A 26,583-nucleotide genomic window follows, 5' to 3' on the forward strand; every position below is an offset into this window, starting at 1 on the left:
GGGCTGGGCAGCCTGCCCCGGTGGTCCTNNATGGCGGGCTTTTGACCATCGCGCGCAGCCGGGCCGAGATCACGGCCCTGCGTGAGGTTTTCGTCAACATTCTGTTGGTCAGCCTTCTGCCCACGGTGCTGATTGCGCTCTCGGGCGGGCTGATCCTTGCCCGACGCTCTAAACGTCATGTTGAGGTGATCCGCGCCACGCTGGACCGGCTCACTGCGGGCGATCTGGCAGCAAGGGTATCGCCCGGGCCGCGCTGGTCGGATGACCTGCTGCGCATCGGGGAGGCGGTGAACCAGATGGCCCGGGCGCAGGAAACCTCCGTGGCGGCGCTGCGGCAGGTGTCACTGGATATCGCGCATGACCTGAAAACGCCGATACAGCGTGTCTCGGTGCATCTGGACGATCTGGATCGGGCCGAGGCCACGGGCGAGGACCGCGCCGAGCCGCTGGCCCGCGCCCGCGCCGAGTTGGACGGTATCGCGGCCATTTTCCAATCCCTGCTGCAATTGGCGCAGGTAGAGCAGGGCGACGCCCGCGCCCATTTCGCCCCCGTCGATCTGGCCGCGCTTTGCCGCACCATGATCGAGCTTTATGAGCCCGCAGCGGGGGAGCAGGGCAAACGCTTGCTCTGCGATCTGCCGGAGACATCGACCCATGTCACCGGCGACCGGGCGCTGTTGGGCCAACTGCTGGCCAATCTAATCGAGAACGCTCTGCGCCATTCCGGCGATGCCGAAGCGGTAGAGATATCGTTGAACCAGACGGCAGGACAGGTCGTGCTCACTTTAGCGGACAGCGGCCCCGGCATTCCGGCGGCGGACCGCGACAAAGTGCTGCAGCGGCTCTACCGGCTTGACCGCAGCCGGGGCACGCCGGGCCATGGGCTGGGGCTGGCGCTGGTCGATGGGGTGGCGAAACTGCATGGGGCAAGGCTGGAACTGATCGACAACGCGCCGGGGCTGCGCGTCGTGATAACCTTCGACAGTTAGCGCGCGCAAAGGACTGCGGCAATTTAGCCTGTGCCTCTCCCTCTCCCCGGTCCTATATAGGTCAGGAAACAACACGCGAGGGCTTCTCATGCTCGACGGTTACACCGCCGAAATCCTAGCGCGGGTGCAGTTTGCATTCACGGTTTCGTTTCACATCATCTTCCCGGCTTTCTCGATCGGGTTGGCGAGTTTTCTGGCCGTGCTGAACGCGCTTTGGCTTTGGAAACGCGAAGAAACCTATCTAAAGCTCTTTAACTATTGGAAGAAAATCTTTGCCGTGGCCTTTGGCATGGGGGTCGTCTCGGGCATCGTCATGTCCTACCAGATCGGCACAAACTGGTCGGTGTTTTCCGACAAGGCAGGGCCGGTTGTCGGGCCGCTGATGGCCTATGAAGTCCTCTCGGCTTTCTTCCTCGAAGCCGGGTTCCTTGGCATCATGCTCTTTGGCCGCAAAAGGGTCGGCGACGGGCTGCATATGTTTGCCACAGCGCTGGTGGCGCTGGGCACGCTGGCCTCGGCGACATGGATCCTGTCGGTCAACAGCTGGATGCAGACCCCTGCGGGCTTTGGCATCAACGACGTGGGGCAATTCGTGCCCGAGGACTGGTGGGCGATCGTCTTTAACCCGTCATTCCCCTACCGTTTGGTGCATATGGTGCTGGCGGCCTATCTGACCACGGCGCTGGTCGTGGGCGCGGTCGGCGGTTTGCACTTGCTGCGCGATCACGCCGACCGGGCCGCGCGGCGGATGTTCTCGATGGCGATGTGGATGCTTTTGCTGGTCACGCCACTACAGATTTTTGCGGGCGACATGCACGGCCTCAACACGCTGGAGCATCAGCCCGCCAAGGTCATGGCGATGGAGGGGCATTACGACAGCCATCCAGATGGCGCGCCGTTGATCCTTTTCGGCATCCCGAACCCTGAGGAAAAGCGCATTGATTACGCGGTCGAGATCCCCAAGCTCTCTTCACTGATCCTCAAGCACGATCTGAACGCGCCGCTACCGGGGCTGGACACGATCCCGGATGAGGATGAGCCGCCCGTGGCGATTGTTTTCTGGTCTTTCCGCATCATGATCGCGCTTGGTTTTGCGATGTTGGGTCTGGGTCTTTGGGCCGCACTCGCGCGGCTGCGGGGGCGGCTTTACGATGCGCCGCTGTTGCACCGGTTGGCGCTGCTGATGGGGCCGACCGGCTTTGTCGCGGTGCTGGCGGGCTGGATCACGACCGAGGTCGGGCGGCAGCCCTTCACGGTTTACGGGCTGCTGCGGACCTCTGAAAGCCTTGCACCGATTGAGGCACCCGCCGTGGCGACCTCGCTGATCGCTTTCATCGTGGTGTACTTTTTCGTCTTTGGCGCGGGCACGTGGTATATCGTGGCGATGATGCGCAAACCGGTTGTGGATCATGTGCTGGAAGACGAACGCGACGCGGCGCAGGATGACGCCGCGCAGGATGACGGGCCGATCCTTGCTGTCGGCGAAGAGGCGGCGGTCAAAGACAAAGCGGTCAAAAACAAGCGCGGGGATAGCTGAGATGTTTGGACTGGAACTTTCGTTCATCTGGGCCGGGATCATCGCCGGTGCCGTGCTGATATATGTCGTCCTCGACGGGTTCGATCTGGGGGTTGGGCTGCTCTTTCCGATGACCAAGGACGAGGGCGAGCGCAACGTGATGATGAACTCGGTCGCCCCCATCTGGGACGGCAACGAAACTTGGCTGGTGTTGGGCGGCGGTGGGCTTTTTGCGGTCTTTCCACTGGCCTATGCGGTTGTCATGCCCGCGCTTTACATGCCGATCATCCTGATGCTGCTGGGGCTGATCTTTCGCGGCGTGGCGTTTGAGTACCGTTGGCGTACCAAACGTTGGAAGCCCCTGTGGGACATGGCGTTTTTCGGCGGCTCGCTGGTGGCCTCCTTCTGTCAGGGCATCGCCCTTGGCGCGCTGGTGCAGGGGATCGAGATCGAAGGCCGCGCCTATGCGGGCGGCTGGTGGGATTGGCTCACGCCTTTCTCGATCCTGACCGGGGTGGCGGTGACCGTGGGCTATGCTCTGCTGGGGGCTACGTGGCTCAACATGAAGCTTGAGGGCCGCATTCAGGCCCACATGCGCCGCCTTGCTTGGCCGCTGGCGGTGGCGACTTTGGTCTTCATGGGGATGGTCAGCCTTTGGACGCCGTTCACCGATGCCGTCTATTTCGAGCGGTGGTTCGCGTGGCCCACGGCGCTGTTCAGCGGCTTGGTGCCGCTTTTGGTGGCGCTTGCGGCCTTTGGGATGCTGCGCGGCTTGCAACGCAAGGCGGACATTCAGCCGTTCCTCTGTGCGCAGGCGCTGTTCGTGTTGGGCTTCATCGGCATCGGGATCAGCTTTTACCCGCATATGGTGCCGCCAAGCCTGACCATCGCCGATGCCGCCGCCCCCGATGAAAGCCTGATGTTCGCGCTGGTCGGCACGCTGGTGCTGCTGCCGCTGATCCTCAGCTACACGGCCTATGCCTATTGGGTGTTCCGCGGCAAGATCGACCCCGAGGAGGGCTATCACTGATGGGAAAATGGCTGAAACGCAGCGGCTGGTTCGTGGCGCTTTGGCTGGCCAGCGTCGCCCTGTTGGCGGTGGTGGCCTATGGCATCCGGCTGGTGATCATGCCCGGCTGACGCAGCGGCGCGTGCCTCGGGCCTTGCCAAGTGCTGCGGCATCTGGCCTCTTCAAGCCCAAAGCAGCACGAAAGGACAGCCCGATGCGCGCCATGCAAGTCACCGCCTATGACGAACCGCTCACCCTGCAAGAGCTTGAGATGCCGATGCCGGGGCAGGGCGAGGTGCTGATCCAAGTCGATACCTGCGGGCTGAATTTTGGCGATTTGCTGATCATCAAGGGCACCTATCAGGAAAAGCCGCCGCTGCCGTTTACCTTGGGGATGGAGATGGCGGGCACGATCACCGCTTTGGGCGAAGGGGTCGATGGCCTGAAAGTTGGTCAGCGCGTGGCAGCCTATACCGGGTTTAACGGGTTGGCCGAATATGCCGCCATTCCCGCCGCGGTCTGCGTGCCGATCCCCGAAGCGATGACCGCCGTGGATGCAGCAGCTTTCCTCATCGCTTACGGCACCAGCCATGTCGCGTTGGACTATAAGGCGCGGTTGCAACCGGGTGAGCGGCTGTTGGTCTTGGGTGCCTCGGGCGGCATCGGGCTGACGGCGGTGGAACTGGGCAAGCTGATGGGGGCCGAGGTGATCGCCGTGGCCCGCGGCGCTGATAAACTCGCCGTCTGCAAAGAGGCGGGAGCCGATCACCTGATCAACTCCGAGACCGACGACATCCGCGCCATCGTCAAGGAATTGGGCGGGGCCGATGTGGTCTATGACCCGGTGGGCGGCGATCAGTTCAAAGCCGCCATGCGCGCCTGCAACCCCGAAGCGCGGCTGATCCCGCTAGGTTTTGCCAGCGGTGAGGTGCCGCAGATCCCGGCGAATATCCTGCTGGTCAAGAACCTGAGCGTGTTGGGCTTTTACTGGGGCGGCTATGCCAAGATCAAACCTTCGGTGCTGACCGACAGTTTCGCCGAGCTGATCAAATGGTATGTCGCGGGCAAGCTGAAACCCCATGTCAGCAACGTCATGCTGCTGGAGCAGGCGAATGAGGCGCTGGCCCTGCTGCGCGACCGCAAAGCGACGGGCAAGGTGGTGGTGAAGGTGGCGCGCTAGGCCCGCCGCCCGCCCTGCAAACGTGTCACGCGCAGCGCCTTTTGGCGCTCGCGTAGGTAGACGAAAAGACCGGAAGCGAGGATCAGCGCGATCCCGACCCAGACCTCCCAAACCGGCAGATCACCGAAGATCACGAAGCCCCAGAAAACCGCCAGCGGCAGCCCGATATATTCAAACGGGGCCACGGTGGCGGCGTCGCCCAGCCGGTAGGCTTGGCTCAGGCAATAGCCGATCAGCGCGATGTTGAGGCCGATGCCGAGGAAGGTGAGGAAATCCTCCTCAGCAGGCCAAACCCATCCGCGCAGCAGGAATTGCAGCGAGGCATTGCTGCCCTCATCCACGAAACGCCCATCGCCCGCGATCAGGAAAAACCCCAGCGACACGGCGACAAAAGCGGCTTGGATATAGACCATCAGGGCCGAAGCTTTGGAGTTCACGCCGAGCTTGCGGGTCATAAGCTGGTTCAATGCATAGGTCAGCGCTGCCAGCACCGGCAGCAGCAGAACCCAGCGGGAAACTTCGAGCGTCGTCGTAGAAGCCCAAGGGCGCATCATAATAACCACGCCGATAAACCCCACGATCACCGCGCCAAGCCGCAGCGGGCCGACCTTTTCGCCCAACAGCGGGATCGACAGCAGCGTGATGAACAGGGGGGCGGCAAAGAACAGGGCCGTCGCTTCGGCAAGTGGCAAGACCGAAAGCGCCAGAAAGAATGACATGTTAGAAATCACGATCAGCAGCCCGCGTAGCAGATGCAGCCCCGGCTGGCGCGTCCTGAGCAGGTGAAACCCGCCCTCAAGTTTGACCAAAACCAGCCCCAACACGATCCCGATGGCCGACCGTGTGAAAACGATCTGATGTAGCGGATAGCCGCCCGATAGACGTTTGATCAGCATGTCATTGACTGAAATCGCGGCCACGCCGAGAAGGATCAACCCGATCGCCAGCCCGGCGCGGTTATGGGGAGAGGTGCTCATGACCAAAGACCTACCAGCCCGGCGGGAGAGGTCCAGCGCTTTGACGTTGGTTTGCGCAGAATTACCCGCTAGGCTGAAAGGATAGGTTAAAGGGAGAGCCAGCAATGCAGATGTCCGACACCCGCCAGATCGCCGCCACCCCAGCCGAGGTTTATGCAGCCCTTCTGGACCCTGAGATGCTGCAAACCTGCGTGCCCGGCGCGCAGGATGTTACCGGCTCGGTCGAAGAGGGCTATGACGCGACGGTGGTGCAAAAGGTCGGCCCGGTAAAGGCGACCTTTAAGGGGCATGTGAAACTCTCTAATCTGGTGCCGAACGAAGCGCTGACCATCACCGGCGAGGGTAAAGGCGGGGCCGCTGGTTTCGCCAAGGGCGGCGCGGAAGTGCGGCTGGCGGAAAAGGACGGCGGCACCGAGTTGAGTTACGACGTGGAGGCCAAAGTGGGCGGCAAGCTGGCGCAGCTTGGCAGCCGGATCATCGATGGCTTCGCTAAGAAAATGGCGGATCAGTTTTTCGACAATCTGCAATCCTCGCTCGAAGGTCCGGCAGAAGAGACGGGCGAAAGCGCGGAAGCTGATAAAGACGCCCCCGCCAAAAAGGGCTGGTTCGGCCGCGCCAAGACTTGAACGCATCTGTTCACCCGGCCCAAAGCCAGTTAGGTTGCCCGCCTTACCAAAGCGGAGACGACCATGCCGACAATCGTGGATATTCAGAACCTGCGTAAATCCTACGCGGGCGGTTTCGAGGCGATTAAAGGGGTCAACCTACAGATCGAACAGGGCGAAATCCTTGCTCTCCTAGGCTCCAACGGGGCGGGTAAGACGACGCTGATCTCGACCATTTGCGGCATCACCACGGCGACCAGTGGCACAGTGACCGTTGGTGGCCATGACATTAAGGACGATTTCCGCGCTGCACGCACGATGATCGGGCTGGTCCCGCAAGAAATTAACCTTGAACCGTTTGAAAAGGTGCTCAACACCGTGCGCTTCTCGCGCGGGCTGTTTGGCCGGCCGGCGGATGAGGCGGTGCTGGAGAAAATCCTGCGTCAACTTTCGCTCTGGGACAAGAAAGACAGCCAGATCCGTGAGCTTTCGGGCGGGATGAAGCGCCGCGTGCTGATCGCCAAGGCGCTGTCGCATGACCCGAAGGTGCTGTTCCTTGATGAGCCCACCGCGGGCGTCGACGTGGAACTGCGCAAGGACATGTGGGAGATCGTGGCGGGGCTGAAAGCCTCGGGCGTGACGATCATCCTAACGACCCATTACATCGAAGAGGCCGAGGCCATCGCGGACCGGATCGGCGTCATCGCCAAGGGCGAATTGCTGCTGGTCGAAGAGAAAGACGCGCTGATGGCGCGGATGGGCAAAAAGCAACTTGAAGTGCAGCTCACCGAGCCGATCACCGACGTGCCGCTGGCGCTGCAGTCGCCCGATGTGGAGTTGTCCGCCGATGGTCGGTCCCTGATCTATACCTATGACACCAACGCCGAGCGGACCGGCATCACCAAGCTGCTCTCCAAAGTGGCCGAAAGCGGTCTGGTGCTGCAAGACGTGGCGACACGGCAAAGCAGTCTGGAAGATATCTTTGTCGATCTGCTCAAGGAGGATGCGGCATGAACTGGACCGCGATCAAAGCCATCTACGCGTTCGAGATGGCACGGTTTTTCCGAACCATCACGCAGAGTATCATCTCTCCGGTGCTGTCGACCTCGCTCTACTTCGTTGTTTTCGGCGCAGCCATCGGCAGCCGGATCGAAGAGGTCGAGGGTGTGAGCTATGGCGCCTTCATTGTGCCGGGTCTGATCATGCTCAGCGTCATCACGCAGTCGATCTCAAACGCCTCTTTCGGCATCTATTTCCCGAAATTTATCGGCACGGTCTATGAATTGCTCTCGGCCCCGATCAACTTTTTCGAGATCGTCATCGGCTATGTCGGTGCGGCGGCCACCAAGGCGCTGTTCATCGGCACGATCATCCTGATTACGGCGTTTTTCTTTGTCGATATAACCATCCAGCATCCCATCGCTATGGTCGCTTTCCTGATCCTGACCTGTATCAGCTTCGCGCTAATGGGCTTTATCATCGGCATCTGGGCAGGGAATTTTGAGCAGTTACAACTTGTGCCGCTCTTGATCGTCACGCCGCTGGTCTTCCTTGGCGGGTCTTTCTACTCGATCTCGATGCTGCCGCCGGTCTGGCAGGTGATCTCGCACTTCAACCCGGTGGTCTATCTGATCTCAGGCTTCCGCTGGGCGTTTTTCGGCTCTGCCGATGTGCCGATCCTGACCAGCCTTGCGGCAATCGCGCTGTTCACGGCGCTTTGCCTTGGCGTGATCTGGTGGATTTTCCGCACCGGCTGGCGTCTGCGGGCCTGAGGGCCGCGAAACTTCTGCGCCCGCCTTGTTTGCACCGGGTGGGCGTTCTACATGAGAAGAATGAGAATTCGGCTGCCCTTCCTTAAATCCCCGCCCAGCGTTTCCGTGATCCGGCTTTCCGGCATGATCGGCTCGCAGGGCCGCGCGGTGTTGAACGATGCCACGATGGGGCCGGTCATCGAAAAGGCCTTTGCTAAGGGCAAGCCTGCCGCTGTCGCGCTGGAGATTAACTCTCCCGGTGGGAGCCCGGTGCAATCCTCGTTGATCGGCGCGCGTATCCGGCGGCTGTCTGAGGAAAAGAACATCCCCGTTATCGCATTTGTCGAAGATGTCGCGGCCTCAGGCGGCTATTGGCTGGCGGCTGCGGCGGATGAAATTTACGCCGACCCAAGCTCGGTTGTGGGCTCCATCGGGGTGATCTCTGCCTCTTTCGGGGTGCATGAATTCATCCGCGAGCATGGGGTCGAGCGGCGCGTCTATACGGCAGGGCAGAGCAAATCCATGCTCGACCCCTTCCGCCCGGAAGACCCCGAAGATGTCGCGCGGCTGAAAACGCTGCTCGAAGACATTCATGAGAACTTTATCGACCATGTAAAGACCCGCCGCGCGGGCAAGCTGCCCGAGGGGCAAGACCTCTTTACCGGGGAAATCTGGCTGGCGAAACGCGCCGCCGAACTGGGCTTGATCGACGGTGTCGGCCATCTGAAACCGCTGTTGAAAGAGCGCTTTGGTGACAAGGTGAAACTGCGCCGCTACGGCGTGAAACGCGGGCTGCTGTCACGCTTTGGCGTGCAGATGGTGCAGGACGCGGTGCAGGGCATAGAGGAACGCGCGGCCTATGCGCGGTTTGGTCTCTAGCCCATGGTTTTTAAGATCGTTCTGCTGTTTCTAGTGGCGATGGGCCTGCTCGCTTGGTTTGGAAAAATGCATTGGCTGGGGGGCAAACGCCTGTCCCGGACCAAATGCCGTGACTGCGGACGTTACCGCATTGGCAAAGGCGAATGTGCCTGTAAGGGAGGGCGTTAATGCTGATGCCATGGCTACTTTCGGGGCTTGGCCTCGTGATCCTGCTGTTTGCGGGGGATGCGTTGGTGAAAGGCGCGGTGAACCTGTCGCTGCGCCTTGGGGTGCCCGCGCTGATCGTCAGTTTGACGATCGTGGCCTTTGGTACCTCTGCGCCTGAACTGCTGATTTCGGTCAAGGCGATCTTGGACGGGGTGCCGGGGCTGGCGCTTGGCAATGTGGTCGGGTCGAACACGGCTAACATCCTGATGGTGCTGGGCATTCCCGCTCTGTTGGCGACGATGCACACCTCTGAATGCAGCACGCGCAAGACCTATAATCAGATGATCGCGGCATCGCTGCTCTTTATCGCGTTGGCCTTCCGCGGTGTGTTCGACTGGATCTCGGGGCTGATCCTGCTCTCCGGTCTGACCTATATGCTCTACGACGCTTTCGGCGATGCCAAAGATCACCGCCGCGCCTGCCGGAGCGGGGAGGTTGAGGAAGAGGAAGAGCCCGAAGGCGCCGACCCCGACATGGCGGGCTGGCAGATTGCGCTGTTCCTGATCCTCGGGCTGATCGGCTTGCCCTTGGGCGCAAGCCTTTTGGTGGATAATGCGACGGTCATCGCCCAGACCTACGGTGTCAGCGACACGGTGATCGGCCTGACGCTGGTGGCCGTCGGCACGTCGCTGCCTGAACTGGCGACCACGGTGATGGCGGCGCTGCGCCGTCAAGCGGATGTGGCGCTTGGGAACGTCATTGGTTCGAACATGTTCAACCTGCTGGCTATTATCGGCATCGCAAGCCTTGTCGGTCCGATTTCGGTCGACGAAGCCTTCTTGCGGATCGACCTGTGGGTGATGCTGGGCGCGTCACTGCTGCTGATCCCCTTCGTCTATCTGGGGCGCGATATCACGCGGCTTTGGGGTGTGGCGCTCAGCGCGCTTTACGGGCTTTATTTGTTAATCATCCTGATCTGAGGAGGGCGGCAGATGCGGCGGGCATTGGTGACCGGGGCCGGGCAACGTCTGGGCCGCGCCATGGCGCTCTATCTCGGGCAGCGGGGCTTTGACGTGGCGGTGCATTACGCCACCTCGCGTGCCGGGGCCGAAGCAACCGCCGCTGAGATTACGGCCATGGGCCGTCGCGCCGTGGCCCTGCAAGCCGACCTTTTGGACGATACCGCAGCGGGGGCGCTCTTGCCCTGCGCGGCAGAGGCGCTTGGCGGGCCGATCACCTGCCTTGTGAACAACGCCTCGATATTCGAGCAGGACGATATCGCGAGCGCCAGCCGTGAAAGCTGGGACCGCCATATGGGCAGCAACCTGCGGGCGCCCTTCGTGTTGACGCAGGCGATGGCGGGGCAGGGGCTGATGCCCGAGGTCGACGCCGGGGGCGAGCCGCGTGCGCGCGGTTTGATCGTCAATATGCTCGACCAGCGGGTGCGCAGCCTGACGCCGGAATTCACCACCTATACGATCGCCAAGATGGGCCTTTGGGCAATGACACGCACCACTGCGCAGGCGCTGGCCCCGGCGATCCGGGTCAATGGCATCGGTCCCGGCCCCACGTTGCAAGGCCCGCATCAAGACGCCGAAGACTTTGCCGCGCAGCGCCGCGGCACGGTTTTGGGCCGGGGGGCAAATCCAGAGGATATCACGGCGGCACTGGGCTATTTCATCGATTCGCCGGGCGTCACAGGGCAGCTTATCTGCACCGATGGCGGCGAACATTTGCAGTGGGATACAAGCCCTAAAAGCCCCCGAAACTGACGGCCATGCGGGAAGTTTTGCACCTCGTTAACCTATGTAACCAAAGTGTTACCGAAACCCTTTTGTTTTCAGGGGCTTGTTTCATGGTAAACAAAAGAATGAGCGAAATCAGTGTATTACGGTCCTGCCTAAAAAATAGGCAAATCAGCGAACCATGTTAAAAACAAAGAGAAATCCAAGATGCCCAGAAGTTATCGGCAGAGTTATCCACATGTTTGGTGGACATGTTAAAGCTTGCCCCCATTGCCGTCCTATTGCAGCGAAGCAGGAGAATCAGCGCCTGAGATGACCACGCCAAACGACAGCCCACCGCCGCAAGGCCGCCAAGTGATTCAGGCCTATCTGAAGTCGCTCGATTCCTCGCCGGGCGTCTACCGGATGCTCGATGCGGAGAGCCGCGTGCTCTATGTTGGCAAGGCGCGGAACCTGCGCGCGCGGGTGTCGTCCTATGCGCGGCCGACGGGGCATTCGGGCCGCATTTCGCGGATGATTGCCAATACGGCCTCGATGATGTTTTTGACCACGAAGACGGAAACCGAGGCGCTGCTTCTCGAACAGAACCTGATCAAGCAGCTCAAGCCCAAGTTCAACGTGCTGCTGCGCGACGACAAAAGCTTTCCCAATATCCTTGTCACCGCTGATCACGACTATCCGCAGATCAAGAAACACCGCGGCGCGAAGAAGGAAAAGGGCAGCTATTATGGCCCCTTCGCCAGCGCGGGCGCGGTGAACCGGACGCTCAACCAGTTGCAGCGGGTCTTCCTGCTGCGGGACTGTTCCAATGCGATGTTCGACAGCCGCACACGGCCCTGTCTGCAACACCAAATCAAACGCTGCTCGGCCCCCTGCGTCGGCAAGATCTCGGCCGAGGAATACCGCCAGACCGTCCGTGATGCGGAGCGGTTTCTGAGTGGCAAATCGACCGAGATTCAGGGCCGTCTGGCGCAGGACATGGCCGAGGCATCTGAGGCGATGGAGTTTGAACGCGCCGCCGCCCTGCGCGACCGGATCAAGGCGCTGACGCAGGTGCAAACGGCCCAAGGCATTAACCCGCAAGGGGTGAACGAGGCCGACATCATCGCGCTGCATATGGAGGGCGGTCAGGCCTGCGTGCAGGTCTTCTTCATTCGCGCCAACCAGAACTGGGGCAACCGGGATTACTACCCCCGCGTCGGGGCCGATGTAGACGCCGCCGAGGTGCTGGAGGCTTTCATCGGCCAGTTCTACGACACCCGCGAGCCGCCGCGGCAGTTGATCCTGAGCAATGAGATCGAAAACCCCGATCTGATGGCCGAAGCGCTGAGCGGCAAGATCGGTCGCAAGGTGGAACTGTTGGTGCCACAGCGGGGCGAGAAAGCCGAACTGGTCGACGGTGCCCTGCGCAACGCGCGCGAAAGCCTAGCCCGCAAGATGGCCGAGACAGCGACCCAGACCAAGCTGCTTCAAGGGCTGGCCGATGCCTTTGATCTGCCAAAACCGCCCGATCGGATCGAGGTTTACGACAACTCGCACATCCAAGGCACCAATGCGGTGGGCGCGATGATTGTCGCGGGCCCCGAAGGGATGATGAAAAACCAGTACCGCAAGTTCAACATCCGCGGCGATGACCTGACCCCCGGTGATGACTTTGGCATGATGAAAGAAGTACTGCACCGCCGGTTTAAGCGCCTGATCAAAGAAGACCCGGACCGAAGTCGTGGCCTTTGGCCCGATCTGTTGCTGATTGACGGGGGTGCGGGGCAGGTGAGCGCCGTGGCCTCTATTATGGCGCAGCATGGGGTACAGGACATTCCGATGGTCGGCGTCGCCAAGGGCATTGATCGGGATGCGGGCAAGGAAGAGTTCCACCGTGTCGGCAAGCGCGTCATGGCGTTGCGGCACAATGATCCGGTGCTGTATTTCGTGCAGCGGCTGCGTGACGAGGCGCACCGTTTCGCTATCGGCACTCACCGCGCGAAACGCGCCAAGGGGGTCAGCGCCACGCCGCTGGACGATGTGCCGGGCGTTGGGGCTGCGCGCAAACGCGCGCTTTTGGCGCATTTCGGCTCGGCCAAGGCGGTGGGCCGCGCGAACCTCAGCGATCTTAAGGCCGTCGAAGGGGTGTCGGATGCGCTGGCAGAGACAATTTATGGCTACTTCCATGAAAAGGGTTAGGTATGCGTCCGCCGAAGGGCAGACCGCTGGCGCGGTTTCGTCCTTTCAGCCGCGAACGGCGCAAGATAGGATAACGTCATGAAATGGAATTTGCCCAATATCCTGACCCTGCTCAGGCTGGTCGCGGCCCCCGGTGTGGCGGTCATGTTTCTCTATTTTACGCGCCCCTACGCCGACTGGTTCGCATTGGTGCTCTTTGTCGGGGCGGCGGTGACGGATTGGTTTGACGGCTATCTTGCCCGCGCTTGGGGGCAGGAAACCAAACTGGGCGCCATGCTCGACCCGATTGCCGACAAAGCGATGGTCGTGATCGCGCTGATGGTGATCGTGGCCTTTTCCAGCTGGTCGCCTTGGCTGGTGCTGCCCGCCACGCTGATCCTGTTTCGGGAAGTCTTTGTCTCGGGCCTGCGTGAATATCTGGGCGACGTTGCGGGCACTTTGAAGGTCACCCAACTGGCCAAGTGGAAGACGACCCTGCAGATGATCGCGATCGCCGTGCTGTTCTCGCAAGGCGTGTTCGAACATTATCTTGGGATGAGCGTTTTCGGCATGGACCAGCAGATGATCGAAGCGATCCTTGATGGCGAGGTCGAAGATACTCTGGGGCTGGGTTGGAAGCTCGCCGGGATGGAATGGGCCGGGCTGTTGGGGCTGGTCCTGCTGTGGATCGCCGCGGTGCTGACCGCCATCACCGGCTTTGACTACCTGCGCAAGGCGCTGCCACATCTGAAGGAGCCGATCTAATGGATATCCTCTATTTTGCATGGGTTCGCGAACGCATCGGCCTGCCGCGTGAGCGGGTGGAAAGCCAAGCCACGACCGTGGCTGAGCTGGTCGAGGAATTACGTGGCCGAGAGGAGCGTTACGAGATGGCGTTTTCTGACCTCTCTGCATTGCGCGTGGCTGTGGATCAGGAGTTGACCGATTTCGACGCCCCGCTGAATGGCGCGCGCGAAGTGGCCTTTTTTCCTCCGATGACCGGGGGCTGACCCATGCGCGTTTTGGTGCAGGAAGCGCCCTTTGATCTGGCCGAGGAAACCGCACGTTTCGCCAAGGGCGAGGGCGGCAGCGGTGCGATTGTGACCTTTACCGGCGTTGTGCGCGACAATGATGCAGGCACGTTGAGCGCGATGGAGATCGAACATTACCCCGGCATGACCGAAAAGGCGCTGAGCGACATTGCGCAGCAGGCCGTTACGCGGTTCGATCTGCAAGATGCGCTGGTGATCCACCGCCATGGGCGTCTGGTGCCGGGCGAACAGATCATGATGGTCGCCACGGCAGCGCGGCATCGCCGCAGCGCATTCGAGGCGGCGGAGTTTTTGATGGACTACCTCAAATCCCGCGCGCCATTCTGGAAGCGCGAGATCACGGCTGAGGGGGAGGCGTGGGTCGCCGCGAAAGACGAAGATGAGGCCGCGTTAAACCGCTGGTGAGCCTCTGCTTCAGGCGAAGCGTCCGCCTTTTTCGATGACTTCGATCTGATAGCCATCAGGGTCCGCCACAAAGAAGAACTTCGCCACCGTCTCTCCGGCAGGGCGAAAATCGACGATGTCACGTGGCGCGGCTCCGGCTTTGATCGCAGTCTCGCGGGCGGCTTCGAGGTCTTCGACCACAAAGGCCAGATGGCCATAACCGTCGCCCAGATTATAGGGCGTGTCGCGGTCCTTGTTGACCGTCAGTTCCAGCTCAAAATCGCCCGCAGCGTCGCGCAGGTAGATCAGCGTGAAGCTGTCGAAATCTAAACGGTCCGCAATCTTCAGCCCGAAAACGTCTTCGTAGAATTTCACCGATGCCGCCTCATCAAGGATGCGGATCATGGAATGGGCGAGTTTGGCCATGGGAGCCTCCGGAAGGGCGTGGGGTTAGGCTTTCTGACGCTCGATATAGGCGCGCATCTCTTCGGCCTCGTGGCGGGCATCGCGCAGGCCGTCCATCGCGGCGCGCAGCTCTGCCTCGGTCTGGGCAAGCTGGTTGGTCAGTTCGGCTTCGCGCTGTTGCAGATAGGTGATCGCCTGATCGCGGGTTTCTTCGGCTTCGTGAAGCTCTTGGCTCATCCGGTCAAGCTGGGCCACATCATCGGCGGCCACACGGGTGAAGCGGTTCAGCAGCCAATTGGCGAACCATCCCATGCAGAAGGCCACGAAAAGAATGATGGCTGTTGCCAGGACAAACTCAGTTCTGCTCATCACCGCTGCCTTCTTCGGTTTCGTCGGATTCCCCGATCTCTTCTGCCGTGGTATCGCCCGTTTCTTCCGCAGATTCCAGCGCTGTTTCGTCTTCGGGCGTCTCAGCCTCGGGTTGGATCAGGCGGAATTCGATGCGGCGGTTGGCTTCGCGGCCATCCTCGGTCTTGTTGTCGGCGATGGGGTTTTCTTCGCCATAGCCTTTGGCAAGGAAGGACGAGGTCAGCACCCGGCGGGCGCGCAATTCGTTCAGAACCGATTCCGCGCGGCTTTGCGACAGCGACAGGTTCATCGATTCGCGGCCTTGGCTGTCGGTGTAGCCCTGAATTTCCAGCGGGATGTCACCGCAGCGTTTCAGCACCTCGGCGATATCATCCATCGTACCCAAAGCGGCCGCGTCAATCGTGGCGCTGCCCGGCTCGAAGGTGATCTTGCCGATTTTCAGGATTTCGCGAATCTCGGCTTCGCATTCTTCGGGTGTGGGCAGACCCGCGATGGGGTCGAGCTTTTCTTGATAGGTGATGTCGATGCTGTAATCCGCACCTTCGCCCAGCTTGTCGGCCAAGAGTGAGGCAACGGTGGTGTTCGCATCCTTGTTGCCGGTGTTGCCCATGACCTCAAGCCGGTCGGGCGTCACGTTGACAGAGCCGTTGGCGAGTGAGGCCATGGCCTCCAGCCCGGTCAGGACGCGGGTGGCCCAATCGTCGGGCAGGGTCTCGTCCAGACGTGCGGCGGTATAGACATTGGCCGATCCGAAATGCGATTTCGCGTAGCTGTCCGCCAGATCGCGCAGCCCCTCGGTCGAGAGCCGTCCGCGCAGTTGCACCTGCCCCTCGGGCGAGAGGGTGGCGGTGAATTCGGGCGGGCCTGCGTCGGGGTCTTCGACTTTCGGCAGTTTCGCGGTCAGGGCGAAAACATCCGGCAGGGCGTTTTCCAACTCGCCCACAACGCGGTCGAAGGTGTTGGAATCGGTGCCGGGTGCGGCCAGCAATGTAATGTCTGCATCCGCGAAAGAAATGGCGCCTTGGCCCACGCGGCTCAGCGCTTCGATGGCCAGCGCCACGGCGCGGCCCCAGTTCGGGCTGGGCACACCCAGACCGATGGTGCAATCGGCACTTTCTGACGCGCCGGCGGCGATGCCCGCTTTCAGGATGCGGTTGGCGGCGGCTTCGGTATCGGCAGAGCAAGCATCGAAACGCGCGCCTTCGGCGTCGATCTCAAACCGCAGGGTAAAGGGGGTGATCACCGGGCGAGGTGCTGCAATGTCGAGCCTTAGCCGCAGGCTGGGCGGGGCCGCGCGCTGCAGTTTACGCTCCATCTGGGCCTTGGCTGCGGCGCTGTCGGCGATGGCGGTGATCGTCACGCGCCCCGCATCGACCGAGGCTTTGGCGCGGGGCAGGTCCGCCATGGCGCGCACGGCGAAGTTCAGCGCGTCTTCCCAGCCTTCGGGGGCCGGATAGTCGGCAGATTCCAACAGGTCGGTCACCGTGGCGTCACCTGCCATGTCGCCAAAGGCGTCGATCACCGCCTCGCGGTCGGTGCTGGTGGGGATCAGGCCAATGATCGAGATGCCCGCATCATTGCGCAGAACCTCGGCAGAGAAGCGCGGCGGGGCGATGCCGGATTGGGCCTCGACCTCCATCTCGTCGATCACGCGAGCGGCGTCGACCACGGTGCCTGCGGTCGACAGGGCGCGGAAACGCACGGCCTCGGTCGGGGCGATCCCGGCGAGGGTGACTTGCAGACCATCGGCCTGCACCTCGGCCCATGTCATGCCCTGATCGTCCAGCGCGTCACGCACACCGATTTCAGAAGTATCCTCGATCAACTGCACCGAAAAGCTTGCCGCCACGAGAGAGACCACCCCTGCGGCTGCAAAGGTCAGGGCGATCATGAAAATGGCGGAGAGGCGCATGGGCGGCCTTCTGGTTGTTAAGCTCAAGACTTGATACGCGCGTCCTGCCGGGGGTGCAATCAGGCCAGAAGACTTGCTGCGAAAAACAACAGCGGGATCATGCCGGTATCACGGTTAGCGCGAAAGAGCTGCAAGAGCTTGGCGTTGTCTTTGGTGTCCAGCCCGCGCAATTGCCACGCCATATGCCATCCCATGGCCCAAGGCCCGCCAAGCGCAATCGCCAGCGCCAGCACCGAAGCCTCTGGCAGGCCGGCATAGATCACGGCGATCCCCATCAAACCGACAGTCGCCATGAGGAAGCGCCGCAGCCATTTGCCAGAATTCTCTCCAAAGAGCCGGGCGGTGGATTTGACCCCGATCAGCGCGTCATCCTCGGCATCCTGATGGGCATAGATCGTGTCATAGAACAGAGTCCAAGCGATCCCGGCGAGGTAGAGTACGATCGCAGGAGCGTGCAGTGTGCCCGCATGCGCCGTCCACGCCAGCATCGCGCCCCAGTTAAAGGCGAGCCCCAGAAAGACCTGCGGCCACCATGTGAACCGTTTGGCGAAGGGATAGACAGCCACCGGCAGCAGCGCCAGGACACCCATGGCAATGGCCGCTTGGTTAAAGGAAAGCAGTATCAGCAGCGCCAGCAGCATTTGCCCCACCATCCACGCCAGCGCCTGTTTCACCGTGACCGCCCCCGAAGGGATCGGTCGCGAGCGGGTGCGCGCGACCTTGCCGTCGATGTTGCGGTCGGTGATGTCGTTCCACGTACAGCCCGCCCCTCGCATCAGAAAGGCGCCGATGCCGCAGCCCGTGAAAATCCACAGATCCTCCCACCGGGGTGCCTGATCGAAAAGGATCGCAAGGCTCAGCCCCCACCAGCAGGGCAGCAGCAACAGCCATGTGCCGATGGGCCGGTCCGCGCGGCTCAGCCGCAGGTAGGGGCGCAGTCCGGCAGGGGCGTAACGGTCGACCCAATTGTCGGTCACAGCATCGGCAACAGGCGCATCGGGCGTAGCATCTGGCGAAGGCGGCTGGTTGTGCATATATCTGGCCCCATGAATGCGAAAATCAGATTGTATGTAGATCAGCCCTTGGGGCAGGGGCAAACGGTTCCTTTGGCGCGCGAGCAGGCGCATTATCTCTTTGGGGTGATGCGGCTGTCGGTCGGGGCCGGGGTGCTTTTGTTCAACGGGCGCGATGGCGAATGGCTAGCCGAGGTCGCTGAGGCGGGCAAACGCGGCGGGGTTCTGACCTGTGTCGAACAGACCCGCCCGTTGCAGATGCCGCCGGATCTGTGGCTGCTTTTCGCGCCGATCAAAAAGACCCGGACAGATTTTATTGTTGAAAAAGCCGCCGAGATGGGCGCCTCGCGCATTGTCCCGGTGATGACCGACTTCACCAACGCAGGCCGCGTGCAGCAGCCGCGCCTTCAGGCCCATGCGATCGAAGCGGCAGAGCAATGCGGCGGCACCTATGTGCCCGAGGTGGCCGAGGCAGTGAAGCTAGGGCGGCTGCTGGATCAATGGGACAGCACCCGGCAGATCATGTTCTGCGATGAGGCTTTAGCCGGAGAGAGCGGCGCGCTTCCCACGGGGACAGGCGGACCATGGGCCATTCTCATCGGTCCCGAAGGTGGGTTTTCGGAAGGAGAACGCAAGCGCTTGCACGGGTTTGATCATGCCCACGCCGTCACACTGGGGCCGCGCATCCTCCGGGCCGATACGGCGGCGGTGGCGGCGATGACCATGTGGCAGCAGGCTTTGGGAGATTGGTGATGCAAAGGATGACCCAATGAGTTTCCTGCGCCAAGGCGCCCGCGACCAGCTTTGGCGCTGGCGCGAGGCGATTGTCGGCGGCGGGCTGATGCTCTTTGGGCTCTGGCTGGTGGCCGGGCCGGGCTTTTTGCTGGCGGTGCCGGGATACGCTGCCCTTGCGGGCGGGGCCGCGCTGATCTGGCTCGGCGTGCAGCGTGCGCGCTTTCGCGGTGAAGGTGACGGGGCGGGGGCCGTTCAGGTTGTCGAGGGGCAGATCACCTATTTCGGCCCGCTGACCGGCGGCACGGTCGCTCTGCGCGAACTGCAGCGGCTCAGCCTCGACCGGCAGATGTTTCCAGCCCATTGGCGGCTTGAGCCGCGCGACGATAAAGCGCCCCTGCTGATCCCGGTGAATGCCGCTGGCTCCGAGGCGCTTTTTGACGCTTTCGCCGCCCTGCCGGGCCTGCGCACCGAGCGGATGCTCTTTGAGTTGCGCAAGACCCGCCATGACGCCGTTGTGATCTGGGAGCGCGCGCCGCTGCGCCCGGCGCATGTCTTGCTGCATTGACAGCCCCGGCAAATCCGCCCATCCCTGCTAAACACGACGCCAAGTCGTCACCTTAGAAGACACCCAAGACGACCCTTCAAAACGGAGCCCTCGCAAATGTCCATTCCTCAATCCGGCGGCGGCCCGATCGAACATCATGACCAAATGGCGCAGTATCTGGCCGACGGCTGCAAGCCAAAAGAAGATTGGCGCATCGGCACAGAACACGAGAAATTCGGCTATTGCACTGATACTCATAAGCCGCTGCCCTATGAGGGCGACCGCTCAATCCGGGTGATGCTGGAAGGGCTGCGTGACCGTCACGGCTGGGCGCCGGTCGAAGAGGGTGGCAAGCTTATCGGGCTGGAAAAAGAGGGTGCGAACATCAGTCTTGAGCCGGGCGGGCAGTTGGAGCTGTCGGGCGCGCCGGTCGAAACCATCCATGAAACTTGCGATGAGGTGAACACCCACCTGCGCGAGGTCAAAGATGTGGCCGATGAGATCGGCGTGGGCTTCATCGGTCTGGGCGCCGCGCCCGAGTGGTCGCATGAGCAGATGGATTTGATGCCCAAGGGCCGTTACAAGCTGATGGACGGCTATATGCAAAAGGTCGGCACCATGGGCACCACCATGATGCGCCGCACCTGCACCGTGCAGGTGAACCTAGATTTCGCGAGTGAAGCCGACATGGTGCAAAAGATGCGCGTGGCCGTGGCGATGCAGCCCATCGCCAATGCGCTTTTTGCCAATTCACCCTTCCTCGACGGCAAGCCCAATGGCGTGAAATCCACCCGCGGGTTGGTGTGGCGCAATCTGGATGATGCCCGCACTGGGATGGTGCCTTTCGTCTTTGACGAGGGTTTTGGGTTTGAGGCTTGGGTGCAATATGCGCTCGATGTACCGATGTATTTTGTCTACCGCGATGGCAAATATATCGACGCACTTGGCCAGTCCTTCCGCGATTTTCTGAAGGGCGAGCTGCCTGCGCTGCCCGGCGAGAAGCCGACGCTGAGCGATTGGGCCGATCATCTGACCACGCTCTTCCCCGAGGCGCGGGTGAAGAAATTCATCGAAATGCGCGGTGCCGATGGCGGCCCGTGGCGGCGTCTTTGCGCCCTTCCGGCCTTCTGGGTCGGGCTGATGTATGACCAGAGCGCGTTGGATGGCGCTTGGGATTTGGTCAAGGACTGGGATGCAGAGACGCGGGAAGAACTGCGCATCGCGGCCTCGACCCACGGCCTTCAGGCCGAGGTTGGCGGGCTAAAGATGCATGATCTGGCCCGCGAGGCGGTGGCCCTGTCAGAGGCCGGTTTGAAAGCCCGCGCCCGTCCCGGCGCAGGCGGGCTGGTCCCGGATGAGACGCATTTCCTCAACGCCCTGCGCGATAGTATCGAGACGGGCCGCGTGCCTGCGGATGATCTGCTGGCGGATTATCATGGGCCATGGAACGGCGATCTGAGCCGTATCTACGCCGAATATTCCTACTGAAACATGAATTGGCTGATGCCGCCTTCGGGCGGTGTCAGCCCTTCTGACCAATCCGCGATTCCGTACCGCTTCGAATGCGGCGAATGTTGTCGCGGTGCCGCCAAAAGATCAGCAGCGTCAGGGCGATGCCCAAAAGCAGCATTTCTCCATAGCCGAGGAACACCAGCAAAAAGGTTGAGCTTGCCGCTGCTGCCAGCGCCGACAGAGACGAGATGCGCGAGACTGCCGCCGTGATCAGCCAGACCGCACAGCATGCCAGCCCGACAGGCCATGCCAGCGCCAGCATGAGGCCCAAAAAGGTCGCCACGCCTTTGCCGCCACGAAAACCCAGCCAGACCGGATAGCAATGGCCGATCATCGCGCCGAGCGCCGCCGCCTGTGCGGCATCTTCGCCCGCAAAGGCCCGGGCCAGCAGCACTGCCACGGCCCCTTTAGCCCCATCCAGCAACAGCGTCAGCGCCGCGGCCTTTTTGTTGCCGGTGCGCAGCACATTGGTCGCGCCGATATTGCCCGACCCGATATCGCGCAGGTTGCCCAGCCCCATCAGCCGCGCCAGCAGCATGCCAAAGGCGATAGAGCCGATGATATAGCCCGCCAGCGCCCAAAAGAGGATCATTTCAATAGAAGTGTCGATAGGGGGCATCAATTCGCCTCGTAAACGCAGGAGCCTGCTACATAAGTTGCCATGACCTTACCCTGCATCCGCATCCCGTCAAAGGGCGTGTTGCGGGATTTTGACCGCAGCGTCGCGCGGTCCAACACGAAGGGCGCGTCGGGGTTGAACAGCACGAGATCCGCAGGCGCACCCACGGCAATCCGCCCGCCGGGCAGGCCGAGCCGTTTGGCCGGGTTCAGCGACAGCGCGCGCCAGAGCGTCGGCAGGTCCATCATCTCGGCATGGACCAGTCGCAGGGCGGCGGGCAGCAGTGTTTCCAGCCCGACCGCGCCGCTGGCGGCTTCCTCAAACGGCAGGCGTTTGCTTTCTTCATCCTGTGGGGTGTGCATGGAGCAGATGATGTCGATGAGGCCGCTGGCGACGGCTTCGACCACGGCGATGCGGTCTTCCTCGTCGCGCAACGGGGGCTTCACCTTAAAGAAGGTCCGGTAGTCGGCCACATCCAGTGCGTTCAGCGTCAGGTGGTGGATGCCCACGCCCGCGGTGATGTCGAGCCCGTTGCGCTTGGCGCGTTCCAGCGCGGGCAGGGCGCGGGCGGTGGTGATCTGGTCTGCGTGATACCGCGCGCCGGTCATCTCGATCAGGGCAATGTCGCGGTCCAGCCCCATGCGTTCGGCCATAGGCGATACGGCAGGCAAACCGCGCAGCGAGGCGAATTTGCCAGAGGTGACAGCCGCCCCCTTGCTCAGCCCCGGATCCTGCGGGTGCGCGATGACCAGCGCGCCAAGGCTGCGCGCATAGGTCAGCGCGCGGGAGAAGACCTTGGTATCCGTCACAACGCGGTCGCAATCGGTAAAGGCAGCGGCGCCTGCATCCATCAGAAAACCGATCTCGGTCATTTCGCGCCCTTCGCGGCCTTTGGTGAGCGCGGCCATGGGGACCACATTCACTGGGGCGGCCTCATTGGCGCGGCGGGTGACGAATTCGAGTGTTTCGGGGCTGTCGATGGCCGGATCGGTATCAGGGCGCGTGACCATCGTTGTCACCCCGCCCGCCGCCGCCGCCAGCCCGGCAGAGCGGTAGCTTTCCTTATGCCGCTCGCCTGGTTCGCAGACTTTCACGCCGATATCGACGATGCCGGGGGCGAGGATATGGCCGCTGCAATCCATCACCTCCGCGCCGTCGGGCGTTGGGGCGTCACTGGCCAAAACTTCGGCAATTACCCCGTTGCGGACCAAAACCGCGGCGGGCTCGAGCGTGCCCGCCTGAGGGTCAAGAAGGCGCAGATTGGTGAAGAACTGGGTCATGGGCGGGCCTTTGATGCGATAGCGGATGCGCCGCTGTCATGCCCCAAATCGCCCCCCAGACCAAGCGGTTTTCTGAGGCAGGTGTCGCCCTTAACCGCCGATCCAAATCATCATACCGACCACGCCAAAAGCCACCAGAAGGGCGACCATCGCAATACGGCCAGACATCTTGGGATCGTGTTCAGGTTCTTGCATGGGCCAGATGTAACCCGCCAGCACCAAGGGTGCCAGCGGTTTTCGTCTTAGGCAAGCAGCCACCAGATGACCAGCAGGATCAGCGCGACAACGGCCACGATCACCATCGTCTTGCCGCCACCGCCCTTTGCAGGCTCAGCCGGAGAGACGCGGGGGATGCCAGTGTAGGGCTGGGCGGCTTCGGCTTCCATCGCTTGCACGGGCGTGTCGGGGCCGCCTTCGGTATAGGTGCCGATATGGGTCAGCGCCGGGATAGGAGCCAGTTGCAGCGACTGTCCGGCGAAAGCGCGGGAGTAGACGATCATCACCCACCCGTCGAGCGCGGCAAGCTTGCTGCGGTCTTTCTCAATCTGATCGGGGTTCACGCCATTGCCGTCGCGCAGATAGCCCGCAAGCCCCAGTTGGTCGAGATCGGCCACCCGGAAGACCTCTGTAAAGGCCGCGTCGATCCGCTCAATCCCAAGGGCGGCGGCCTGTGCGGTCTCATCATCACGCATGGCCCGCGCCTCGTCATCCGAGAGCGAGAGGGTGTAGACCCGGACTTTGCCGGCTTCTTGCGGGGCGACTTCTGTATGGGGCATGACGGCTTCCTTTGACTGTTCTCAGGAAAACGCCGCGCGGCCCTTCAGGGTTCCGGTCAGGCCGCGCCGGGCTGGGCGGCGATGTGGTTGCGCGCCAGCAGGTCCATCGCGGCCATGCGCACGGCGACGCCCATCTCGACCTGATCTTGAATGACGGAACGGTTGATGTCGTCGGCCAAGGTGCCGTCAATCTCGACCCCGCGGTTCATCGGGCCGGGGTGCATGACGATGGCGTCGGGGCTAGCATGGGCGAGCTTTTCGGCATCCAGCCCGTAGCGGTGATAATACTCGCGCTCGGAGGGGATGAACCCGCCGTCCATCCGCTCTTTCTGGAGGCGCAGCATCATCACCACATCGACACCTTCGAGCCCCTTTTTCATGTCGTCAAAGACTTCGACGCCAAATTGGTCGATCTGGCTCGGCATCAGGGTCGGCGGGCCGACAAGGCGGATGCGGTTCTCCATCTTGCCAAGCAGTAGGATGTTCGACCGCGCCACCCGGCTGTGCGCGATATCGCCGCAGATCGCGATGCTAAGGCGGTGCAGCCTACCCTTGGCGCGGCGGATCGTCAACGCATCCAGCAGCGCCTGCGTGGGATGCTCATGCCGCCCGTCGCCCGCGTTGAGCACCGCGCAGTTCACCTTTTGGGCCAGAAGGTCCACCGCGCCGGATTGTGGATGGCGCACGACCAACAGGTCGGGGTGCATTGCGTTCAGCGTCATCGCCGTGTCGATCAGCGTCTCGCCCTTTTTGATCGAGCTGGCCTGCATCGCCATGTTCATCACATCCGCGCCAAGACGCTTGCCCGCGATCTCGAAACTCGCCTGCGTGCGGGTGGAGTTTTCAAAGAACATATTGATCTGCGTCAGCCCGCGCAGCGCGTCAGAGTGTTTGTTGGGCTGGCGGTTGCGGTCGGCATAGGTGTCGGCCAGATCCAGCAGGGTGGTGATGTCTGCCTGCGAGAGTTGTTCGATGCCAAGCAGGTGGCGATGGGCGAATGACATGGTGGCGATCCCTTCTGCTGTTGCCGCCTTATAGGCGCGGGTGGGTTGGCGCGTAAAGCGCAGCGATAGGGCATTTCGCCCCCCGCGCGCAGAGCGTAAGCTGGGGCCATGGAATCATTCGATTATCATCAGGCGGCAGAGATGCTGGCGTGGCAGATTGAGCTTGGCGCGACCGAGGCGATTTGCGACGCGCCGGTCAACCGCTATGAGGTGCCCGCAAGCCCGCCCAAAGCCAGTGCCAAGATTGGCAAGGGCCCCCAGCCTTTGCAGGCGTCGGAAACGCCCGACCCCGTCGCCTTGGCCCGCCGCGCCGCGCGGGGCGCGCAGACCTTGGAAGAGTTGCGCGCCGCGGTCCAAGGGTTCGAACATTGCGAGCTTCACAAGGGTGCGCGCAATCTGGTCTTTGCCGATGGGGTGCCGGGCGCGCCTTTGATGATCTTTGGCGAATCCCCCGACCGCGACGAAGACCGCGCGGGCAAGCCTTTCGTGGGGCGTACCGGTCAGATGCTCGACCGGATGCTGGCGGCGATCGACATGGGGCGGGACCGCAATGTCTACCTGTCGAATATCCTGCCGTGGCGCACGCCGCAGGGGCGCGACCCGAAACCGGATGAGATTGCGATGATGCGCCCCTTTGTGCAGCGTCATATCGAATTGGCCAAGCCCAAGGTGCTGGTGCTGTTTGGCAATTGGTCCTGCCAATCACTGCTGGAAAAACGCAGCATCATGCGGTTGCGTGGCAATTGGACCAAGGCCGCCGATCTCTCTTGCATGCCGATGGTGCATCCCGGCTACCTTCTGCGCAATCCCGAGGCCAAGCGCGAGGCTTGGGCCGATCTGCTCAGCGTTCAGGCAAAGCTGCGCGATGGTTGATGCGCTGACCCTTCTGGCTTTCGTGCCTGCCGCCTTGGCTCTGAACCTGACACCGGGGGCGGATATGATGTTTTGCCTTGGGCAGGGGCTGCGCTCCGGCCCGCGTGCCGCGCTGGCGGCGAGTGCCGGGATCTCCGCAGGCGCTTTGGTGCATGTGACGCTGGCGGGGCTTGGCCTTGGTGCGCTGGTGGCGGCGCTGCCTTGGGCGCTTGATCTGATCCGCTGGCTCGGCGTGGCTTATTTGCTGTGGCTTGCGGTTCAAACGCTGCGACAGGCCGGAAAGCCGCGCGACACGACGCCCGGTATGGGCGGCTGGCGGGCGTTTAACACCGGGTTTATCGTCAATCTGACCAACCCCAAGGTGATCCTTTTCGTGCTGGCCTTTCTGCCGCAATTCGTGGTGCCCGAGGCCGGGCCGGTCTTGGCGCAGTTCCTGACCTTCGGCGCGGTGCTGGCCTTGGGCGGTTTCGTCATCAACGGCGTGGTGGGTGTCTTCGCTGCCGGAATCGGGCGGCGGCTGGCTGGGGGCGGGCGTGTGCTCGGCTGGATCAGCAGCGGTATTTTCGTGGCACTGGCCGCGCGTTTGGCTATGATGGAGCGGACATGAGCAGGATCGACGACAGCCGGGATTTTATTCCCGTAAGAATCGCTGTGCTGACCGTCTCGGACAGTCGCAGCTTGGCCGAGGACCGCTCGGGTGATGTGCTGGTCGGACGGATCGAAGCGGCGGGCCATGTGCTGGCCGCGCGCGAGATCGTGACCGACGACCGCCCCGCCATTGCGGCGCAACTGCGCGACTGGTGCGCGGACCCTGAGATTGACGTGGTGATCAGCACCGGCGGCACCGGCCTTACCGGGCGCGACGTAACGGTCGAGGCGCACCGGGATGTCTATGAGAAAGAGATCGATGCTTTCGGCACGGTCTTTACCATGATCTCGATGGAGAAGATCGGCACCAGCGCGGTGCAAAGCCGCGCCACGGGCGGCGTGGCGCAGGGGACGTATCTCTTCGCGTTGCCCGGCAGCCCCGGCGCCTGCAAAGACGCGTGGGACGGCATCCTGCTTAAGCAGTTGGACTACCGCCACATGCCCTGCAATTTCGTTGAGATCATGCCCCGGTTGGACGAGCATCAGCGCCGCAAGTAGC

The 26,583-nt window shown here is 62.2% G+C and carries 30 protein-coding genes; 21 read left to right on the forward strand and 9 right to left on the reverse strand.

Translation table 11 applies throughout. The features are described 5' to 3' along the window. The first annotated feature begins 578 nt into the window (after positions 1 to 578). The 5 genes from A3722_RS25325 to A3722_RS14260 all read left to right on the forward strand — a co-directional run bounded on the left by A3722_RS25325 (position 579) and on the right by A3722_RS14260 (position 4,694). Positions 579 to 989 (forward strand): sensor histidine kinase, encoded by a 411-nt coding sequence (locus A3722_RS25325; RefSeq protein WP_443068782.1) that lies wholly within the window; start codon positions 579 to 581, stop codon positions 987 to 989. Positions 990 to 1,077: 88 nt separating this feature from the next. Next, positions 1,078 to 2,526 carry a cytochrome ubiquinol oxidase subunit I gene (locus A3722_RS14250; RefSeq protein WP_067916231.1) on the forward strand — a complete coding sequence of 483 codons (1,449 nt, stop codon included), beginning with the start codon at positions 1,078 to 1,080 and terminating at the stop codon, positions 2,524 to 2,526. A gap of 1 nt (position 2,527) precedes the next feature. Continuing rightward, the gene (gene cydB, locus A3722_RS14255; protein WP_067629754.1) at positions 2,528 to 3,535 is read left to right on the forward strand and encodes a cytochrome d ubiquinol oxidase subunit II; all 1,008 of its coding nucleotides are present in this window, start codon (positions 2,528 to 2,530) and stop codon (positions 3,533 to 3,535) included. Then, positions 3,535 to 3,645: a DUF2474 family protein gene (locus tag A3722_RS23435; protein WP_082849496.1), complete on the forward strand. Its 111-nt coding sequence runs from the start codon at positions 3,535 to 3,537 to the stop codon at positions 3,643 to 3,645. The genes cydB and A3722_RS23435 overlap by 1 nt, the downstream gene beginning before the upstream one ends. Before the next feature lie 83 nt (positions 3,646 to 3,728). After that, complete coding sequence (locus A3722_RS14260; RefSeq protein ID WP_067629759.1) at positions 3,729 to 4,694, forward strand: NADPH:quinone oxidoreductase family protein; 966 nt, start codon at positions 3,729 to 3,731, stop codon at positions 4,692 to 4,694. On the opposite strand, the gene A3722_RS14265 is transcribed toward A3722_RS14260, so the two are convergent. Further along, complete coding sequence (locus A3722_RS14265; RefSeq protein ID WP_067629762.1) at positions 4,691 to 5,671, reverse strand: DMT family transporter; 981 nt, start codon at positions 5,669 to 5,671, stop codon at positions 4,691 to 4,693. The two genes, A3722_RS14260 and A3722_RS14265, sit on opposite strands and share 4 nt — an antisense overlap. A 104-nt stretch (positions 5,672 to 5,775) precedes the next feature. On the opposite strand from A3722_RS14265, the gene A3722_RS14270 reads away from it, so the two are divergent. The 10 genes from A3722_RS14270 (at position 5,776) to A3722_RS14315 (ending at position 14,415) form a co-directional block, all read left to right on the forward strand. After that, positions 5,776 to 6,297: a CoxG family protein gene (locus A3722_RS14270; RefSeq protein WP_067629764.1), complete on the forward strand. Its 522-nt coding sequence runs from the start codon at positions 5,776 to 5,778 to the stop codon at positions 6,295 to 6,297. 63 nt (positions 6,298 to 6,360) lie between these two features. Next, the gene (locus A3722_RS14275) at positions 6,361 to 7,290 is read left to right on the forward strand and encodes an ABC transporter ATP-binding protein (RefSeq protein WP_067629768.1); all 930 of its coding nucleotides are present in this window, start codon (positions 6,361 to 6,363) and stop codon (positions 7,288 to 7,290) included. Then, positions 7,287 to 8,048 (forward strand): ABC transporter permease, encoded by a 762-nt coding sequence (locus tag A3722_RS14280; protein WP_067629772.1) that lies wholly within the window; start codon positions 7,287 to 7,289, stop codon positions 8,046 to 8,048. The genes A3722_RS14275 and A3722_RS14280 overlap by 4 nt, the downstream gene beginning before the upstream one ends. A gap of 60 nt (positions 8,049 to 8,108) precedes the next feature. Next, positions 8,109 to 8,906 (forward strand): S49 family peptidase, encoded by a 798-nt coding sequence (locus A3722_RS14285; protein ID WP_067629775.1) that lies wholly within the window; start codon positions 8,109 to 8,111, stop codon positions 8,904 to 8,906. A gap of 167 nt (positions 8,907 to 9,073) precedes the next feature. Further along, the gene (locus A3722_RS14290) at positions 9,074 to 10,033 is read left to right on the forward strand and encodes a calcium/sodium antiporter (protein ID WP_201722036.1); all 960 of its coding nucleotides are present in this window, start codon (positions 9,074 to 9,076) and stop codon (positions 10,031 to 10,033) included. Between the two features lie 12 nt (positions 10,034 to 10,045). Further along, positions 10,046 to 10,825, forward strand: a complete 780-nt coding sequence (locus A3722_RS14295; RefSeq protein ID WP_067629778.1) for an SDR family oxidoreductase — start codon at positions 10,046 to 10,048, stop codon at positions 10,823 to 10,825. 285 nt (positions 10,826 to 11,110) lie between these two features. Beyond that, positions 11,111 to 12,979, forward strand: a complete 1,869-nt coding sequence (uvrC, locus tag A3722_RS14300; RefSeq protein ID WP_067628891.1) for an excinuclease ABC subunit UvrC — start codon at positions 11,111 to 11,113, stop codon at positions 12,977 to 12,979. Positions 12,980 to 13,057: 78 nt separating this feature from the next. Next, entirely contained in the window at positions 13,058 to 13,723 is a 666-nt protein-coding gene (pgsA, locus tag A3722_RS14305; RefSeq protein WP_067628893.1) for a CDP-diacylglycerol--glycerol-3-phosphate 3-phosphatidyltransferase, read from the forward strand. Further along, positions 13,723 to 13,968, forward strand: coding sequence for a molybdopterin converting factor subunit 1 (gene moaD / locus A3722_RS14310; protein WP_067628895.1), 246 nt, complete (start codon positions 13,723 to 13,725; stop codon positions 13,966 to 13,968). Before pgsA ends, moaD begins: the two co-directional genes overlap by 1 nt. Positions 13,969 to 13,971: 3 nt before the next feature. Beyond that, positions 13,972 to 14,415, forward strand: a complete 444-nt coding sequence (locus tag A3722_RS14315) for a molybdenum cofactor biosynthesis protein MoaE (RefSeq protein WP_067628896.1) — start codon at positions 13,972 to 13,974, stop codon at positions 14,413 to 14,415. 9 nt (positions 14,416 to 14,424) lie between these two features. On the opposite strand, the gene A3722_RS14320 is transcribed toward A3722_RS14315, so the two are convergent. Genes A3722_RS14320 through ubiA form a run of 4 tightly spaced genes read right to left on the reverse strand, consistent with a single transcriptional unit; the run spans position 14,425 to position 18,114 of the window. After that, on the reverse strand, positions 14,425 to 14,820 hold the full coding sequence (locus A3722_RS14320) for a VOC family protein (RefSeq protein WP_067628898.1): 396 nt from the start codon (positions 14,818 to 14,820) through the stop codon (positions 14,425 to 14,427). Between the two features lie 24 nt (positions 14,821 to 14,844). Beyond that, positions 14,845 to 15,168 carry a hypothetical protein gene (locus A3722_RS14325; protein WP_007118939.1) on the reverse strand — a complete coding sequence of 108 codons (324 nt, stop codon included), beginning with the start codon at positions 15,166 to 15,168 and terminating at the stop codon, positions 14,845 to 14,847. Continuing rightward, positions 15,155 to 17,080, reverse strand: coding sequence for an OmpA family protein (locus A3722_RS14330; RefSeq protein ID WP_067628900.1), 1,926 nt, complete (start codon positions 17,078 to 17,080; stop codon positions 15,155 to 15,157). The genes A3722_RS14325 and A3722_RS14330 overlap by 14 nt, the downstream gene beginning before the upstream one ends. Positions 17,081 to 17,139: 59 nt before the next feature. Continuing rightward, complete coding sequence (gene ubiA / locus A3722_RS14335) at positions 17,140 to 18,114, reverse strand: 4-hydroxybenzoate octaprenyltransferase (RefSeq protein WP_067628902.1); 975 nt, start codon at positions 18,112 to 18,114, stop codon at positions 17,140 to 17,142. 12 nt (positions 18,115 to 18,126) lie between these two features. On the opposite strand from ubiA, the gene A3722_RS14340 reads away from it, so the two are divergent. The 3 genes from A3722_RS14340 (at position 18,127) to A3722_RS14350 (ending at position 20,860) form a co-directional block, all read left to right on the forward strand. Next, entirely contained in the window at positions 18,127 to 18,846 is a 720-nt protein-coding gene (locus A3722_RS14340) for a 16S rRNA (uracil(1498)-N(3))-methyltransferase (protein ID WP_067628905.1), read from the forward strand. Positions 18,847 to 18,862: 16 nt separating this feature from the next. Next, on the forward strand, positions 18,863 to 19,393 hold the full coding sequence (locus A3722_RS14345) for a hypothetical protein (RefSeq protein ID WP_067628907.1): 531 nt from the start codon (positions 18,863 to 18,865) through the stop codon (positions 19,391 to 19,393). Between the two features lie 96 nt (positions 19,394 to 19,489). Then, a complete protein-coding gene (locus A3722_RS14350) occupies positions 19,490 to 20,860 on the forward strand; it encodes a glutamate--cysteine ligase (protein ID WP_067628909.1) in 1,371 nt (456 codons plus the stop codon). A 34-nt stretch (positions 20,861 to 20,894) separates the two neighbouring features. Here the strand turns inward: A3722_RS14350 and plsY are convergent, their stop codons facing one another. The 4 genes from plsY to A3722_RS14370 form a co-directional block, all read right to left on the reverse strand. Beyond that, entirely contained in the window at positions 20,895 to 21,503 is a 609-nt protein-coding gene (plsY, locus tag A3722_RS14355) for a glycerol-3-phosphate 1-O-acyltransferase PlsY (protein WP_067628911.1), read from the reverse strand. Continuing rightward, complete coding sequence (gene pyrC, locus A3722_RS14360) at positions 21,503 to 22,783, reverse strand: dihydroorotase (protein ID WP_067628913.1); 1,281 nt, start codon at positions 22,781 to 22,783, stop codon at positions 21,503 to 21,505. The genes plsY and pyrC overlap by 1 nt, the downstream gene beginning before the upstream one ends. Positions 22,784 to 23,025: 242 nt before the next feature. Continuing rightward, complete coding sequence (locus tag A3722_RS14365) at positions 23,026 to 23,559, reverse strand: hypothetical protein (RefSeq protein ID WP_067628915.1); 534 nt, start codon at positions 23,557 to 23,559, stop codon at positions 23,026 to 23,028. Between the two features lie 56 nt (positions 23,560 to 23,615). After that, positions 23,616 to 24,563 (reverse strand): aspartate carbamoyltransferase catalytic subunit, encoded by a 948-nt coding sequence (locus A3722_RS14370; RefSeq protein WP_067628917.1) that lies wholly within the window; start codon positions 24,561 to 24,563, stop codon positions 23,616 to 23,618. Between the two features lie 108 nt (positions 24,564 to 24,671). Between A3722_RS14370 and A3722_RS14375 the strand changes: the two genes are divergently transcribed. The 3 genes from A3722_RS14375 to moaB are packed head-to-tail and all read left to right on the forward strand — an operon-like array spanning position 24,672 to position 26,582. Next, positions 24,672 to 25,436 carry a uracil-DNA glycosylase gene (locus tag A3722_RS14375; protein ID WP_067628919.1) on the forward strand — a complete coding sequence of 255 codons (765 nt, stop codon included), beginning with the start codon at positions 24,672 to 24,674 and terminating at the stop codon, positions 25,434 to 25,436. Continuing rightward, positions 25,429 to 26,043 (forward strand): LysE family translocator, encoded by a 615-nt coding sequence (locus A3722_RS14380; protein WP_067628920.1) that lies wholly within the window; start codon positions 25,429 to 25,431, stop codon positions 26,041 to 26,043. The genes A3722_RS14375 and A3722_RS14380 overlap by 8 nt, the downstream gene beginning before the upstream one ends. Next, positions 26,040 to 26,582 (forward strand): molybdenum cofactor biosynthesis protein B, encoded by a 543-nt coding sequence (gene moaB, locus A3722_RS14385; protein ID WP_067628922.1) that lies wholly within the window; start codon positions 26,040 to 26,042, stop codon positions 26,580 to 26,582. The genes A3722_RS14380 and moaB overlap by 4 nt, the downstream gene beginning before the upstream one ends. The last annotated feature ends 1 nt before the right edge of the window (position 26,583 follow it).

Source organism: Sulfitobacter sp. HI0027, assembly GCF_001634775.1.
Lineage (GTDB): Bacteria > Pseudomonadota > Alphaproteobacteria > Rhodobacterales > Rhodobacteraceae > Sulfitobacter.